Below are 15,018 nucleotides of genomic sequence, written 5' to 3'. Positions count from 1 at the left end.
TTAGGGAGAAAGTCGATGCAAAGCCGTAAACTCGTAATGGCCTTGGGAGTTTCCCTGTTGGCCGCTCTGCCCGGGCTCAGCTGGGCGCAATCGAAACCGGTCCATCCGGGCACACCCGAAGAGGAACTGCGCTACAAGGGCGCCGCCGTGCCGATCAAGCCGGAGGAGGCCAAGGAAACCGTGACGCCGAAGGCGCCCCCGGTCACTTCCGAGGAATTCGCCCGCGCCAAGCAGATCTATTTCGAGCGTTGCGCCGGCTGCCACGGCGTGCTCCGTAAGGGCGCCACCGGCAAGCCGCTTACACCCGACATCACCCTGCCGAAGGGCACCGAATACCTGAAGGTCTTCATCGCCTACGGCACGCCGGCCGGCATGCCGAACTGGCAGACCTCCGGCGAACTGTCCGAGAAGGACGTCGACCTGATGGCCCGCTTCCTGCAGCATGAGCCTCCGCAACCGCCGGAGTTCGGCCTCAAGGAAATGAAGGCCGCATGGAAGGTGCATGTGGCGCCCGAGAAGCGCCCGGCCAAGAAGATGAACAATCTCAAGCTGGAGAACCTCTTCTCGGTCACCCTGCGCGACGCCGGCCAGATCGCCCTCATCGACGGCGACTCCAAGAAGATCGTCAGCGTCATCGACACCGGCTACGCGGTGCACATCTCGCGCATGTCGGCTTCCGGCCGCTATCTGTTCGTGATCGGCCGCGACGCCCGCATCGACATGATCGACCTGTGGATGGAGAAACCCGCCGTGGTGTCGACCATCAAGGTCGGCCTCGAGGCGCGCTCCGTCGAGACCTCGAAGTACAAGGGCTACGAGGACAAGTACGCCGTAGCCGGCACCTACTGGCCGCCCCAGTTCGTCATCATGAAGGGCGACACGCTGGAGCCGCTGAAGATCGTCGCCACCCGCGGCATGACGGTCGACACCCAGGAGTACCACCCCGAGCCGCGCGTGGCCGCCATCGTGGCGAGCCATCACAAGCCGGAGTTCGTGGTGAACGTCAAGGAGACCGGCAAGGTCATGATGGCCGACTACTCGGACCTCAACAACCTGAAGGTCACCGAGATCGCCACCGCCCGCTTCCTGCATGACGGCGGYTGGGAGTCCTCGCAGCGCTACGTCATGATGGCCGCCAACCAGTCGGACAAGRTCGTCGTCGTCGATACCGTCAAGAGCAAGCTCGAGGCCATCGTCAACGTCGGCAAGATCCCGCACCCGGGCCGCGGCGCCAACTTCAAGCATCCGAAGTTCGGCCCCGTCTGGGCGACCAGCCACCTCGGCGACGAGACCGTCAGCCTGATCGGCACCGATCCGAAGGGCCACAAGGCGAACGCCTGGAAAGTGGTGCAGACGCTGAAGGGCCAGGGCGGCGGCTCGCTGTTCATCAAGACCCATCCGAAGTCGAAGAACCTGTGGGTCGACACCACCCTGAACCCGGATGCCAAGGTCAGCCAGTCGATCGCGGTCTACGACATCAACGCCCTCGACAAGGGCTTCGAGGTCCTGCCGATCGCCGAGTGGGCCGGCTTGGGCGAGGGCGCCAAGCGCGTCGTCCAGCCCGAGTACAACAAGGCCGGCGACGAGGTGTGGTTCTCGGTGTGGAGCGCCAAGAACCAGCAGTCCGCCATCGTGGTGGTCGACGACAAGACGCGCAAGCTGAAGGCCGTCATCAAGGATCCGAAGCTGATCACGCCGACCGGCAAGTTCAACGTCTACAACACCCAGAAGGACGTGTATTGATCTGACCCGGCGCAAGCCGATCCAGCGGGGGCCTGCGGGCCCCCGTTTTTTTTCGGGCTTTGACAAAAATCAACGCATCGCAGGCGGGCGACAGGCATCCTGACAAGCAACCATCACTTGTCCTATCGACATGGCCCGCTTTCCCGACAGGGCGCTTGCCGCCCTGTTTTTATGCCTGCTGGCACCTGCGGCCGCATCCGCCGCCGATCCCTCGCCCGAACGCATGCGCGAGCTGGTGCGCATGGTGCGGCAGGATTGCGGCTCCTGCCACGGCCTGACCCTGAAGGGCGGCCTCGGTCCGCCGCTATTGCCCGAGACGCTGCGCGACAAGCCGGCGGAGTCGCTCCGGTATACTGTGCTCCTTGGCCGTCCGGGCACGCCGATGCCGCCCTGGAGTGCCTTCATGAACGAGGCCGAGGCCGACTGGATCGTGCGCCAGTTGACCCAAGGCTTTCCCGAAGAGACCCGCTGATGAAATCCCTGCTTTCCATTCTTGCCGCCCTCCTGCTGTCCGCCTGCGCCTCGCCCGCCTTGCGCGGCACCGGCGACCTCGGCATCGTCATCGAGCGCGCCAGCGGCAGCGTCGCCGTGGTCGACACCAGCGCCCGCGCCATCCTCGGCCGCGTCGAAGGGTTGGGCGACCTCTCGCACGCCTCCGCCGTGTATGGGCGCGACGGCCGCTACGCTTACGTCTTTGGCCGTGACGGCGGACTGACCAAGGTCGACCTGCTCGAGCGCAAGATCGCCAAGCGCATCATCCAGGCCGGCAATTCCATCGGCGGCGCCATCTCGCAGGACGGCCGCCTGGTTGCCGCGCAGAACTATCAGCCCGGGGGCGTGAAGGTATTCGATGCCGAAACGCTGGAGCTCCTTGCCGACATTCCCGCGACCTTCGGCGACGGCAAGCAGCGCGCCAAGGTGGTCGGCCTTGCCGACGTGCCGGGCAACCGGTTCGCCTACGCGCTGTTCGAAGCCGGCGAGATCTGGGTTGCCGATCTGTCGACGCCGCGCGAACCCAAAGTCACGAAGTTCAGCAACATCGGCAACCAGCCCTACGACGGCCTGGTGACGCCGAACGGACGCCACTACATCGCGGGACTCTTCGGCGAGGATGGCCTCGCCCTGGTCGACCTGTGGAAGCCGGAGCAGGGCGCGAAGAAGATCCTCGCCAACTACGGCAAGGGCACCGAGAAGCTGCCGGTGTTCAAGATGCCGCACCTGCGCGGCTGGGCGGTCGCCGGCGGGCGCGCCTACCTGCCCGCCATCGGCAGGCACGAAGTGCTGGTGGTGGACACCACGACATGGCAGGAAGTCGGCCGCATTTCCGTCAAGGGCCAGCCGGTGTTCGTCATGGCGCGGCCGGACGGCCGCCAGGTCTGGGTGAACTTCGCCTTCCCCGACTACGGCCAGGTGCAGGTCATCGACACGCTCGAGCAGAAAGTCGTGCAGACGCTCGCGCCCGGCAAGGCCGTGCTGCACATGGAGTTCACGCCGCGCGGCGAGCATGTCTGGATCTCGGCGCGCGACGACAACCGCGTCGTGGTGTACGACACCGCCAGCTTCGCCAGGCTGACGGAGCTGCCGGTGCAGAACCCCTCGGGCATCTTCTTCACCAGCCGCGCTGCGCGCACCGGATTCTAGCGGACCCTATGGACTCCCTCGACTTCCGCCTGATCAACGAATTCCAGCGCGACTTTCCGCTGGAGCCGCAGCCCTTCGCGGAGATCGCCTGGCGGCTGTGCACGGACGAAGAAACCGTTCTGGCCGCCCTGCAGCGCCTGCGCGGCGAGGGCGTGGTCAGCCGCGTCGGCGCCGTCTTCGCGCCGCGCCGCGTCGGCGCCAGCACGTTGGCCGCGCTGGCGGCGCCGCCCGAGAAACTCGAAGAGATCGCCGCGCGCGTCAGCGCCCGGCCCGAGGTCAACCACAACTACGAGCGCGAGCACCGCTACAACCTGTGGTTCGTCGTCACCGCGCGCGACGAGGCGCACCTGAACGAGGCGCTGGCCGCCGTCGAGCGCGACACCGGCTGCAAGGTCATCTCCCTGCCGCTCGAGCACGAGTTCTACATCGACCTCGGTTTCGACCTCGCCGGCGTCTGCAAGGCGCCGTGCACCACGCGCCGCATCGAGGCCGGCGACCTGCGCGAACTGACTTTGCCCGAGCAGAAGCTGATGGGCGCCCTGCAGCACGGCCTGGAACTGGTGCCGCAGCCCTTCGCCCGCCTCGGCGAGCAGGCCGGCCTCGACGAGCAGGAAGTCATCGCCACGCTCAAGCGCTGGCGCGGCGAGGGGCTGATCAAGCGCTTCGGCGTCGTCGTGCGCCACCATGAGCTCGGCTACACCGCCAACGCCATGGTCGTCTGGGACCTGCCGGACGAGGACGTCGAGCGCGTCGGCAGCCTGCTCGCCGCCGAGCCGGAAGTGACGCTGTGCTACCGCCGCCGCCGTCACGCGCCGGAATGGCCCTACAACCTGTTCTGCATGATCCACGGCCGCGCCCGCGGCGAGGTCGAGGCCGCCGCCGCCCGCCTGCGCGAGCGCCTAGGCCTGACGCAGGTGCCGTACGCCGTACTCTTCTCGCGGCGCCGCTTCAAGCAGCGCGGCGCCCATTACATCCCGCAGGCCGAAGCCGCCCATGGATGAGCTCGACCGCGCCATCGTCAATGCCCTGCAGGGCGGCTTTCCGATCAGCGACGAGCCCTACCGCGAGGTGGCGGACAAGCTCGGCCTGGCGGAAGCCGAACTGATCGCCCGCCTGCAGCGCATGCTGGAATCGAAGACGCTGACGCGCTTCGGCCCGATGTTTCAGGTCGAGCGCATGGGCGGCGCCTTCGTGCTGGCGGCGCTGGCCGTGCCGGAGGCCGATTACGAACGCGTGGCGGAGCAGGTGAATGCCCTGTCCGAGGTGGCGCACAACTACCGCCGCGAGCACACCCTCAACATGTGGTTCGTGCTGGCCACCGAGACGCCGGAAGGCATCCCCGCCGCCATCGAGAAGATCGAACGCGCGACGGGATTGCAGGTCTACGCCTTTCCCAAGCTGAAAGAGTATTTCGTGGAAATGAAGCTGGCGGCGTGATGGACAGCCTGACTCTCGATGCGGACGACCGCCGCCTGATCGTGGCCACCCAGGGCGGCCTGCCGCTGGTGCCGCGGCCCTATCACGCGCTTGCCGAACAGCTCGGTCTGGCGGCGGAGGAGGTGATGGTACGCCTGCGCCGCCTGCTGGAGGGCGGCATCATCCGCCGCATCGGCGCCGTGCCCAACCACTACGCCCTCGGCTACACCGCCAACGGCATGAGCGTGTGGGACGTGCCCGACGAACGGATCGACGCGCTGGGCGAGCAGGTCGGGCAATTGCCCTTCGTCACCCACTGCTACCATCGCCCGCGCGCCTTGCCGCTGTGGCCCTACAACCTGTTCGCCATGGTGCATGGCAAGAGCCGCGACGAGGTCGAGGCGCAGGTGAAGCAGATCGAGGCGCTGCTCGGTGTCGACTGCCGCGCCCACGATGTGCTCTACAGCAGCCGGATTCTGAAGAAGACCGGCCTGCGCATCGGAAGCTGATCATGTTCAGAATCTCGCAGTACATGGAAGAGATCGCCCATCCGACGCCGCTGGGCGAGAAGCGCAATCCGCCCGGGCCGGTGGTGATCTGGAACCTGATCCGCCGCTGCAACCTCACCTGCAAGCACTGCTACTCGATCTCCGCCGACAAGGATTTCCCCGGCGAATTGAGTACGCAGGAGGTCTACGGCGTGATGGACGACCTCAAGCGCTTCCGCGTGCCGGTGCTGATCCTCTCCGGCGGCGAGCCGCTGCTGCGGCCAGACATCTTCGACATCGCGCAGCGCGCCAAGGGCCTGGGCTTCTACGTCGGCCTCTCCTCCAACGGCACGCTGATCGACGAATCCAACATCCGCCGCATCGCGGAGACTGACTTTAACTACGTCGGCGTCAGCCTCGACGGCATCCGCGAGACGCACGACAAGTTCCGCCGCATGCAGGGCGCCTTCGAGAAGTCCCTGCACGGCATCCGCCTCTGCCGCGACGCCGGCCTCAAGATCGGCGTGCGCTTCACCATGACGCAGGACAACGCCCACGACCTGCCGGGGCTGCTGAAACTGGTCGAGGACGAGGGCATCGACCGCTTCTACTTCTCGCACCTCAACTATGCCGGCCGCGGCAACAAGAACCGCAAGGACGACGCCCACCACCAGATGACGCGCCAGGCCATGGATCTCCTCTTCGACACCTGCTGGGAGTACCAGCAGCGCGGATTGAACAAGGAGTTCACCACCGGCAACAACGACGCCGACGGCGTGTACTTCCTGCACTGGGTGGCGAAGCACTTCCCCGACCGGGCGGCGCACCTCCGCGCCAAGCTCGCGCAGTGGGGCGGCAATTCCTCCGGCGTGAACGTCGCCAACATCGACAACCTCGGCAACGTGCACCCCGACACCATGTGGTGGCACCACACCCTGGGCAACGTGCGCGAGCGGCCCTTCTCGGAAATCTGGGTGGATGTCTCCGATCCGATCATGGCCGGCCTCAAGGCCAAGCCGCGCAAGGTCGGCGGCCGCTGCGGCGCCTGCCTGCACTTCGACATCTGCGACGGCAACACCCGCGTGCGCGCCCAGCAGCTCACCGGCGACCCCTGGGCGGAAGACCCGGGCTGCTATCTCACCGACGAGGAAATCGGCATCTCATGAAATACGGATTCATCCTGCGCGGCCTGCTGCCGCTGTTGCTGGCCGTACCGGCGCTGCCAACCCTTGCCGCCGAGCCGGCGCCCGAGCTCTACCGCAAGCATTGTTCGGAATGCCATGGCGCCGACCGCTTCGGCCTGATGGGCCCGGCGCTGTTGCCGGAGAACCTTTCGCGCCTGAGGAAGGACGCCGCCGCCGCGATGATCCGCGACAGCCGCGCCGCCGTGCAGATGCCGGCCTTCAAGGACGTGCTCAAGCCCGAGGAGATCAAGGCGCTCGCCGACTACATCTACACGCCGGTGCCGATGCCGCAGTGGGGCGAGGCGGAGATCCGCGCCTCGCGCATCGTGCATCACGCCCCCGGCACGCTGCCCGACAAGCCGCAGTTCGCCGCCGACATGATGAACCTCTTCATCGTGGTGGAAGGCGGCGACCACCACGTCACGCTGCTCGACGGCGACAAGCTCGAGCCGATCCACCGCTTTCCCTCGCGCTTCGCCCTGCACGGCGGGCCGAAGTTCACGCCGGACGGGCGCTACGTCTTCTTCGCCTCGCGCGACGGCTGGATCTCGAAGTTCGACATCTGGAGCCTGAAGGTGGTGGCCGAGGTGCGCGCCGGCATCAACACGCGCAACGCCGCCGTCTCCGGCGACGGCAAATACGTGGCCGTCGCCAACTACCTGCCGCACAGCCTGGTCATCCTCGACGCCGACCTGAACCCGCTGAAGATCCACGCCGTGCGCGACAAGGACGGCAAGCAGAGCTCGCGCGTCTCCGCCGTGTACACCGCCGAGCCGCGCCACAGCTTCGTCGCGGCACTGAAGGACGTCAAGGAGGCCTGGGAGATCAGCTACGACCCGAAGTCGCCGGAGATTCCCGCCGGCATGATCCACGACTTCCAGTACCGCGAGGGCGCCTTCATCCCGGGCTTCCTCAACCCGCGGCGCTCGATCCTCGACGACTACCTCGACGACTTCTTCTTCACGCAGGACTACAACGAGGTGATGGGCGCGAGCCGGGAAGCCGGCAAGGGGCAGGTGGTGCACCTGGATGTCCGCCGCAGCATCGCCACGCTCGACCTGCCCGGCATGCCGCACCTCGGCTCCGGCATCACCTGGGACTGGCAGGGCCGCCGCGTCATGGCGACGCCGAACCTGAAGGAAGGCGTCGTCAGCATCATCGACATGAAGACCTGGAAGACCATCAAGCAGATCAAGACGCCGGGCCCCGGCTTCTTCATGCGCAGCCACGAGAACTCGCGCTACGCCTGGGTGGACTCCATGATGAGCCGGGAAAACAAGGACACGCTGACGGTGATCGACAAGCAGACGCTGGAAGTCGCCGCCCAGCTCAGGCCCGTGCCGGGCAAGACCCTGGCCCACATCGAGTTCACCAAGGACGGCAAATACGCGCTGGCCAGCCTGTGGGAGAACGACGGTGCCCTCATCGTCTTCGACGCCGCCACGCTGAAGGAAGTCAAGCGCATCCCGGCGAAGAAGCCGGTCGGCAAGTACAACGTCTGGAACAAGATCACCCGTTCCGAGGGCACCAGCCACTAATTCGCCGCCGCCCGCGCCTTGGCGATGCGCTCCTGCGTCACCGGGTGGGTGGACAGGAAGCCCGAGGACGGATCCGCTTCCGCTTCCCCCTCGCCGCAGCTGGCACTGGCGGAGGACATCCGCCCCATGATGTCGGCGAAGGCGTTCGGCGAGATGCCCTTCGCCTTCATCAGCCGGAAGCCGTAGTCGTCGGCCTCCGACTCGAAATCCCGCGAATACTTCGTCTGCGCCAGCAGCACCGGAAAGCCGGCCACCGCCGTGCTCATCGTCGCCGCGTCGCCCGCCAGCGTGGCGGCGATGGCGGCCGTCGCCGAGCCCTGCAGCAGCTGGCGCAGGGCATGGCGCCGCTCGACGTGGCCGATCTCGTGCGCCAGCACCGCCAGCACCTCGTCCGGCGTCTGCGACAGCGCCACCAGTTCGTCGGTGAGGACGATGGTGCCGCCGGGCAGGGCGAGCGCGTTCGGGCCGATGCCGGGCGCGGCGCGGAAGGCGAGCTGCAGGTGCGCCGCCTGCGGCAATCCCTGGCCGAGGCGGGCGAAGCCCTCGCGCAGGACCGCCTGCTTCTTCAACTCCAGCTTGCTCGGCTGCAGCATCCGGTTGTCGTCCAGCCACTGCAGGGCGTGCTTGCCGAGGCGCACTTCATACTCGATCGGCACCCGCTCCGCCATGCCGTCCGCCAGCACCGGCAGCCCGTACTGGTAGAGGGCCGCGAGGCCGCCGATCAGCGCCACCAGCGCGACCAGCGCCACGCCCCACTGGCGCTCCAGCCAGGCCACCGCGCCTTCCGAGCGGCTCTCCTGCGGCAGGGCGTCGAGCAGCGGGCCGTCGGCGCACTGCAGCTGGCCGCCGTCGGGCAGGGCGATGAAGCGGTCGGCCGCGCCCACGCGCGGCGAGACGCGCAGCGTGCCCAGCGCGTAGCGCGCCGCCACGCTGGCGCCGATCAGGGTCGCCTCGCGCCCGCGCCACAGCAGCGTCGCCGGTGCGCCGAGCGGATGGCGGCCGTCGTAATGCGTCACCGTCAGCGTCTGCGTCATAGCGAGAGATCCAGGTCGAAGAACTCGCCCATCTCGGCGCCGGTGGCGCGCACCGCCGAGGCGGCCGCGCCCTCGAACTCCCGCAGGTCGCCTTCCGGCAGCACCTTCATGCAGCTCACGCGGTAGGCCAGGGTGCGCATCACCGCCCAGGGAATCAGCAGCCCGGCCGAGGCGATGATCGCCAGCGCGTTCACCACATACAGCTTCGCCAGCCCGCGCCCGCTCAGCGTCGACGCGAAGCGCAGCGGGCCGAGCCGCGTGCTGTTCCACACCAGGTTGCCGACCTTGGCCTGGGCATAGGCGAAGGCCAGCACGTAGCCGAGGTAGATCGGCAGCAGGAAGGCGGCCATCGACAGCATCGGATTCTTGAAGGCSGCCGTSAGSAYGCCGCCGARCAGCGCCGTCAGCATGCCGAYKCCSGACAGSAYCAGGCCGGCGAYGAAGTAGATGCGGAAGAACTGCCCGCCCTTCGCCGAGAARTCGCCRCGGTGGTCGCCGAAGCTCATGTTGCCGACKAKGAAGGCCTTGGTGCGCCGCTGCCACCAGGGAAAGATCAGRCCGAAGATGCCGAACATSGCSCCGGCSAGSATSGGRTTGTTGCTGTGCGTGGCGTAGCCCAGCCCCACCGCCGCCGCCACCAGCAGGCCGCTGAAGGTGACCGCCCGGAAGGCCGCGCGGTAGTCGCGGTCGAAGGCGAAGGTCATGTTGCGGTAGGCCGAGTAGCGCGCGTTGAAGGCCGCCGAGCCGGCCACCACCCACGGCGCCAGCAGCGCGCCGGCGACCAGCACGTAGGGCAGCAGCGCGGTGAAGAAGTGGCTGGTGAAATAGTAGAAGACGAACAGCACTGCGGCGACGATGCGCCCCTTGAGGATGGGGATCGGCTGGCCGAGGTACTGGAAGGGCGTGCCGTCGAGCGTCGTGTGCGAGTAGAAGTAGCGCTTCTTGCGCACCTTCGCCCACGCCGAGAAGATGCCCAGCGTCGCTAGCGTCAGGAACAGGTTCACCACCCAGATGCGGAAATACTCGCCCGCCCGGCCGTGAAAGCGCAGGGCCAGTTCGGCGGGCGCTGCCGCCGTTTCCAGGGTTGTTGGTTCGGGTGCGTTCATGTTCTCGTGCGGCGCGGCTGCGGCGCCGATTTGCTCGGGCCTTGTCCGGGCCAAGGGCGAGTATAGCCTATGCACAATGGATAGCGGCGGGAAGAATTTCCTCCTCCCCCGCCTAGGCGGGAGGGGGCCGGGGAGAGGGCAGCGGGTGCCTCGTGCATATTCTGGTGGTATATTGGCTGCGGGAATATACAAGGAGCGCAGGTGTCCGGATATGGATACTCGCGGTTGCCACATATAGACACTTGTATCCATATGTGGATGCTTGTATCCACTAATGGCAACCTTTTAATGGTGTCTACTTCATTCATTATGCCCCATGAAGGCCATTGGTCGCTTCGTTTCTAGGCTTGGACTTCGCGCGGTTTTCGCGCGTCCATGCGGTTCATCGGTCGCGCGCTCCGGCGAGGAAGGCGAGAAGGCAAACTGCTTTTTCGTCGCGGTCGATAAAGGCGATCAACCCTACCTTGCCGTTGAGGCAATCGATCAAGACAATCTAAAGTGCCTTGAGTGGAATGGCTCACGTTTCCAAATCGATCGCAGCATTCCGCTGTCTTCCTTCTCTCTAAGAGACTTTCGAATCACCCACTACTACGGCCTATCCACCATCGAGTACCAAGGGATTCTTGATCTCCTGGTGAATCGACTTACCGCTTGGCCATATATTAAGGTTCACGTTGTTCGGACCCTCAGCAGGTTTGACCAATTCCTCTTCAACAAGAAGAAGCTGATCACGAAGCAGAGAATGGAACTCTTGCAGTTCCTCGTTGGCCGTGCGCTTGACGGAAAAACTGAAAGCGAACCCCTTGACCTTATGACCGATCTTTACTCGCTCCGGTGGGTCTTACACCCCGACGGCGAACAGCAGCAACAACGCCTTGAGTTCTATCTTGAGTCGCTGGTTGAGACAGGTGATTTGAAGAAGATCAACTACAAGTACATCGTTGCCGGCCGCGCGCTGAAGACGATCGAAGAATACGAAGAACAGGAACGCAAGCACACCGAGAACGTCAAGATGCAGTGGCGAACATTTTGGCTTGCCTATGCCGTCGCCTTCCTCACTGCGGTGCAGGCCGGTCTCGTGAAGCTACCAACAATCATCGACTGGGCGACCAAGTGACGTCATTCCCCCTGTGGCATAACCCTGCGTATATGGACTCCCCCGCAAAAGCAACCGACTGATCGATGTTTGTGGCGGCAGGATGGCGCATGCAGTCGTATATCCGGCATCGTAAGTGGGCTCTCGTTGGCCCGTGCCGACATGGAATCTGCTCACGGTGCGCCAATCGGTACAAGCGGCAAGCGGTACGCTGCCGGCAGAGTTATCGGCGTCAATCCGTGCGGGTGCGACCCTGTTTGCCATGATGGGCGATCAGTCTCGTTGCAAGCGCGTGAGGGTGGAACGCAGGTTCATTGATTCCTGAAGACCTAGGCGGCGATGGCGAAGGACGTGCGGGCGATCTTGCGCGGCCCGCGCGCTGCCGGCTGCCCGTAGGGCGCACCGTCTCTTAGCGTGGCGTAGCAGATCCGCGCCAGCTTGTTGGCGAGCGCGCAGGCGGCCTTGTTGTGGTTGCTGCGCCCCTCCAGCGCCGTGGCCCAGGTGCGCAGCCCATCGACGGATCGCCCGGCGCGCCGCGCCACCGTGGCGGCGCGCAAGACCGAGCGCGCCCCGTGCGTGAGCAGCATGCGCAGGTAGCGGTCGCCGCGCTTGGAGATGCGCCCGAGCCGGCGCGTGGAACCCGAGGAGGATTCCTTGGGGGTGAGCCCGAACCAGCTGGCGAAGTGGCGCGCGCTCCTGAAATGCCCCACCTCGCCGCCGGTGGCCGCTACCATCGCCGTGGCGGTCAAAAGCCCGATGCCCGGGACCGAGAGCAGCGTGGTGCAGGCGGGACTCTGTTTGGCCAGGATGGAGAGCTCGCGCTCCAGTTGCCCAATTCTCGCCTCAAGCAGTCGGATCTCCTCGACGAGCAGCTGCATCGTGCGGCGGATGAGTGTCGGCACGGGCGAGTTCGGGTCGGCCAGCACCCGGCTGATCGCCTCCACGCCGGTGCGTGCACCCGCCGGGATCGCCAGACCGAACTCGCGGCAGAAGCCGCGCAGGGCGTTGATGCGGGAAGTGCGCGTGCCCATCCACAGGGAGCGGGTGCGGTGCAGGCCCTGCAGCGCCTGCTGTTCGACGGATTTGACGCGCACCGGCACGATGTCGGCGGCGCGCGCCGCTTCCAGCAGCGCCGCGGCGTCGGCCGCGTCGGTCTTGTTGCGCCGGACATAGGCGCGGACATAGGCCGCCGGCAGGAGCTTCACTTCGATGCCCTGGCCGTTCAGCCACCGCGCCCAGTGGTGTGCCGAGCCGCAGGCTTCCATGATGACGAGACCCACCTCGCGGTTGGCAAACCAGCGCTCGAACTGCGTGCGGGTCAGGCGGTGGGTCTCGGTCACGCGCCAATGGGCATCGGCCACGGCCAGTTGGAAGACGGATTTTGCAAGATCGACGGCAACGGTAGTAGTATGCATTCTGGATTCCCCCTCGGAGTTGATAGGTGCTGATCCCCACGTCCAATGAGTCTCAGCTGCGCACAATGTGCGACAACAAAAAGGGGGAGTCCATCCCATCAGTCCACCGGACGCTGCGCGATAAAGCCGCGCAGCGCCGGTGACCTCCACGTTAGCCAGCAATGACAGATCGCGCGAGTCTCAAGGAGATTCTTAAAGCCTCCGAGGCCTTCAAGTCGCTCAGAGCTGAGCAGGAGGTCGCTGCTTGTTTGGCGCGACTGGGGTGGCGTACTACGCAGAGTCCGTACTACCACGATGGAAAGACTGACAAGTTACGAGAGCTAGATGTCGTCGCCTCTGGCTACTGGAAGAAGCCGCGCAAGGCTGGCGATCTCGTGGCGAAAGTGAATCTCTTCATAGAAGTGAAGTCGAACAGTGACTTTCATATTCTTTGCGCAGGATCAACGGCAATGCCCGCTGCCTTCGGAAACAATGAATATTGGATTGGCTACAGCGAGGAAACGCTTAAGCGGGTCGAGGAGCAACTATCAAGGTTTCACATGGAGCATGAAGACGTCTTAGACTTCCTTCACAAGTTAGAAAAAATTGCGTTCCCGCGGAGCACTATGCGTACATCTGTGCTTCGCGTAAAACCGCCTCCGGTAAAACATTGCTTTTCCGCGTTCCGAGAGACGAACGGAAAGTCCGATAAGGGTCTCGACAATTCCGTCCTATGGCGGGCTACTTCAGCACTCCGATCAGCAGTAGCCGCCGCGAAAACCGAAAAAATGGATGGACTGGCAGCTGACCTCGGTACTGATCTCGAAGTTGCTCGGCGCCTAAAGCTACCTTTTCCAAGTGCCATGGGCGCCATTGAGAGCCACACGTGCAGAATAAACCAGTACCTTCCGATTGTTGTTATCCAGAGTCGGCTCTGGTCAGCCGAATTGGCGGATCCAGAGGAGCTCAAGTGGATTAGGTTGATTCAATTTGGAACATTCGGTGACACTCAAGGCTGGGTTGATGTCGTCAATTTCGATCACATTGAAGAATATTTGCGGACGCAAAGCGAACACTTTGAGCAAACCTTTCGAAGGGTGCGTGCGAAACGATGGATGTGACGGGCTGCTGTCTAACATGGCGCTCAATCTCGCTCCCTCCGGTCGCTGGACGCTGCGCGATAAAGCCGCGCAGCGCCGGTGAGCTCTACGTTAGCCGCTCAAATTAAATCTCACACTATGCTAAACACTTACGTCCGTTTTGACAGTTCATCCGTCCCGCCGCAAGTCCTTAATCACCTCATCCCATCATGCGGGTCGCTTGCGCATGTGGTGGAGCATGACTACCTGTTGTCTCTTGATCCTGCCCGCTTCACGCACGCCCACTTGGTGCTTGGGTCAAATCCAAATCGTTTCGGAGCCGACCTCTCTCCTCACCTCGTGACGGTCATGGATTTCTTCTCAAAAGCGCCAAAGAGCAAATTCATAACCCTCAATTTCGGCACATCTGATTTCAAGAGGCGCCACTCTGAAGATCTCGGCGTTGCAATGGCCTCTCTTTTGATGGTGGATTTGTTTGACATTGATTGGTCCACGATTTGCCAAATTCCAGAAAATCGAAAGCTGTCGAAAAAGCGTCCAGATTTTGAGGGGTTCAATAGCAAGGATGAACGATTTCTGTATGAAGCAAAAGGCACATGCCGACTCGAAACCGTAATTCCAACCATTGAAAAAGCAATCGGTCAGGTGAAGAACTACCCTGAGCCAGCGTTACGAAAAATCGCTATTGCCTCATATTTCTGTAGCAACCCGAGGGCGTTTCCGAGCTTCTCTTTTTTTGTTGACCCTGAACTTCCAGATATCGTCCCGCCAGATAAAGGCCACGCGCAACTGCTGCACATTGAGAAAGTCCTTGAGTTTGTAGGCTGCAAGAGCTCAGCCAGTTCTTACCTGAAGTATTTGGCAGCAAAGTTCACGCTTGAGAGAAAGATTGCATCTGAGTACCCCGACATGATTGCGCGTTACGCTCCTCCAACTCGTGGCGACACCAAGATTGAGTCGGCCTTCGACGAATTTAAGGGGAGTTTTCAACGAGAAACGAGTTCGCTTGAGACAGTTTCCGAGGGAAATCGCCGCTATCAAGTACAACGCCGCATCGTCACTCTTGAGGACGTAAAGTACGAGTGCGTTGCAGGAATAGATTCCACGGTCATTGCAGCGATTTTAGAGGACGCCGAGTTTGAAAAGATTGAGTCAGTCAGCTACAGCGAACCCGATAACGCTTTGAGCCAATTCTCGGATGGCACGATCTTTCAACTCCGCAGACTGACCGGTCGGGGTGATAGGTAACAAAAAAGTCTGGGCACATAGGTAACAGAT

General features: G+C 63.8%; 14 protein-coding genes. 11 read left to right on the top strand and 3 right to left on the bottom strand.

Annotated elements, in window-relative coordinates; all coding sequences use genetic code 11:
• Positions 1-15 precede the first annotated feature (15 nt).
• The 8 genes from ROZ00_08890 to ROZ00_08855 all read left to right on the top strand — a co-directional run bounded on the left by ROZ00_08890 (position 16) and on the right by ROZ00_08855 (position 8,010).
• On the top strand, positions 16-1,743 hold the full coding sequence (locus ROZ00_08890; GenBank protein MDT3736327.1) for a cytochrome D1 domain-containing protein: 1,728 nt from the start codon (positions 16-18) through the stop codon (positions 1,741-1,743).
• A gap of 130 nt (positions 1,744-1,873) precedes the next feature.
• Entirely contained in the window at positions 1,874-2,215 is a 342-nt protein-coding gene (locus tag ROZ00_08885; GenBank protein MDT3736326.1) for a cytochrome c, read from the top strand.
• On the top strand, positions 2,215-3,384 hold the full coding sequence (locus ROZ00_08880; GenBank protein MDT3736325.1) for a cytochrome D1 domain-containing protein: 1,170 nt from the start codon (positions 2,215-2,217) through the stop codon (positions 3,382-3,384). The genes ROZ00_08885 and ROZ00_08880 overlap by 1 nt, the downstream gene beginning before the upstream one ends.
• A gap of 8 nt (positions 3,385-3,392) precedes the next feature.
• Positions 3,393-4,385 carry an Lrp/AsnC family transcriptional regulator gene (locus ROZ00_08875; GenBank protein MDT3736324.1) on the top strand — a complete coding sequence of 331 codons (993 nt, stop codon included), beginning with the start codon at positions 3,393-3,395 and terminating at the stop codon, positions 4,383-4,385.
• On the top strand, positions 4,378-4,821 hold the full coding sequence (locus ROZ00_08870; GenBank protein ID MDT3736323.1) for an AsnC family transcriptional regulator: 444 nt from the start codon (positions 4,378-4,380) through the stop codon (positions 4,819-4,821). The genes ROZ00_08875 and ROZ00_08870 overlap by 8 nt, the downstream gene beginning before the upstream one ends.
• Positions 4,821-5,309, top strand: a complete 489-nt coding sequence (locus tag ROZ00_08865; protein MDT3736322.1) for an AsnC family transcriptional regulator — start codon at positions 4,821-4,823, stop codon at positions 5,307-5,309. Before ROZ00_08870 ends, ROZ00_08865 begins: the two co-directional genes overlap by 1 nt.
• Before the next feature lie 2 nt (positions 5,310-5,311).
• Positions 5,312-6,454 carry a heme d1 biosynthesis radical SAM protein NirJ gene (gene nirJ, locus ROZ00_08860; protein ID MDT3736321.1) on the top strand — a complete coding sequence of 381 codons (1,143 nt, stop codon included), beginning with the start codon at positions 5,312-5,314 and terminating at the stop codon, positions 6,452-6,454.
• Complete coding sequence (locus ROZ00_08855; GenBank protein ID MDT3736320.1) at positions 6,451-8,010, top strand: cytochrome D1 domain-containing protein; 1,560 nt, start codon at positions 6,451-6,453, stop codon at positions 8,008-8,010. Before nirJ ends, ROZ00_08855 begins: the two co-directional genes overlap by 4 nt.
• Here ROZ00_08855 and ROZ00_08850 read toward each other — a convergent pair.
• Entirely contained in the window at positions 8,007-9,044 is a 1,038-nt protein-coding gene (locus ROZ00_08850) for a M48 family metallopeptidase (protein MDT3736319.1), read from the bottom strand. The genes ROZ00_08855 and ROZ00_08850 overlap by 4 nt on opposite strands.
• Positions 9,041-10,150, bottom strand: a complete 1,110-nt coding sequence (locus tag ROZ00_08845) for a YjgN family protein (protein MDT3736318.1) — start codon at positions 10,148-10,150, stop codon at positions 9,041-9,043. Before ROZ00_08845 ends, ROZ00_08850 begins: the two co-directional genes overlap by 4 nt.
• 316 nt (positions 10,151-10,466) lie before the next feature.
• On the opposite strand from ROZ00_08845, the gene ROZ00_08840 reads away from it, so the two are divergent.
• Entirely contained in the window at positions 10,467-11,267 is an 801-nt protein-coding gene (locus ROZ00_08840; GenBank protein ID MDT3736317.1) for a hypothetical protein, read from the top strand.
• A gap of 308 nt (positions 11,268-11,575) precedes the next feature.
• Here ROZ00_08840 and ROZ00_08835 read toward each other — a convergent pair whose 3' ends face one another.
• Complete coding sequence (locus tag ROZ00_08835; protein ID MDT3736316.1) at positions 11,576-12,661, bottom strand: IS110 family transposase; 1,086 nt, start codon at positions 12,659-12,661, stop codon at positions 11,576-11,578.
• 161 nt (positions 12,662-12,822) lie between these two features.
• On the opposite strand from ROZ00_08835, the gene ROZ00_08830 reads away from it, so the two are divergent.
• Both ROZ00_08830 and ROZ00_08825 read left to right on the top strand, forming a co-directional pair.
• Entirely contained in the window at positions 12,823-13,761 is a 939-nt protein-coding gene (locus tag ROZ00_08830; GenBank protein MDT3736315.1) for a hypothetical protein, read from the top strand.
• 210 nt (positions 13,762-13,971) lie between these two features.
• Positions 13,972-14,988 (top strand): hypothetical protein, encoded by a 1,017-nt coding sequence (locus tag ROZ00_08825; GenBank protein MDT3736314.1) that lies wholly within the window; start codon positions 13,972-13,974, stop codon positions 14,986-14,988.
• Positions 14,989-15,018: the final 30 nt, after the last annotated feature.

Origin of the sequence: Denitratisoma sp. (genome assembly GCA_032027165.1) — a bacterium.
GTDB lineage: Bacteria > Pseudomonadota > Gammaproteobacteria > Burkholderiales > Rhodocyclaceae > Desulfobacillus.
Note: the sequence above shows the minus strand (reverse complement) of the source record. Positions and strands in the feature narration are given on the sequence as shown.

What these genes read in the sequence shown, in the direction of transcription:
- ROZ00_08855 (MDT3736320.1), top strand. Translation starts at nt 6,451, where the DNA reads ATGAAATACGGATTCATCCTGCGCGGCCTGCTGCCGCTGTTGCTGGCC.
- nirJ (MDT3736321.1), top strand. Translation starts at nt 5,312, where the DNA reads ATGTTCAGAATCTCGCAGTACATGGAAGAGATCGCCCATCCGACGCCG.
- ROZ00_08865 (MDT3736322.1), top strand. Translation starts at nt 4,821, where the DNA reads ATGGACAGCCTGACTCTCGATGCGGACGACCGCCGCCTGATCGTGGCC.
- ROZ00_08840 (MDT3736317.1), top strand. Translation starts at nt 10,467, where the DNA reads ATGAAGGCCATTGGTCGCTTCGTTTCTAGGCTTGGACTTCGCGCGGTT.
- ROZ00_08875 (MDT3736324.1), top strand. Translation starts at nt 3,393, where the DNA reads ATGGACTCCCTCGACTTCCGCCTGATCAACGAATTCCAGCGCGACTTT.
- ROZ00_08885 (MDT3736326.1), top strand. Translation starts at nt 1,874, where the DNA reads ATGGCCCGCTTTCCCGACAGGGCGCTTGCCGCCCTGTTTTTATGCCTG.
- ROZ00_08830 (MDT3736315.1), top strand. Translation starts at nt 12,823, where the DNA reads ATGACAGATCGCGCGAGTCTCAAGGAGATTCTTAAAGCCTCCGAGGCC.
- ROZ00_08850 (MDT3736319.1), bottom strand. Translation starts at nt 9,044, where the DNA reads ATGACGCAGACGCTGACGGTGACGCATTACGACGGCCGCCATCCGCTC.
- ROZ00_08870 (MDT3736323.1), top strand. Translation starts at nt 4,378, where the DNA reads ATGGATGAGCTCGACCGCGCCATCGTCAATGCCCTGCAGGGCGGCTTT.
- ROZ00_08880 (MDT3736325.1), top strand. Translation starts at nt 2,215, where the DNA reads ATGAAATCCCTGCTTTCCATTCTTGCCGCCCTCCTGCTGTCCGCCTGC.
- ROZ00_08835 (MDT3736316.1), bottom strand. Translation starts at nt 12,661, where the DNA reads ATGCATACTACTACCGTTGCCGTCGATCTTGCAAAATCCGTCTTCCAA.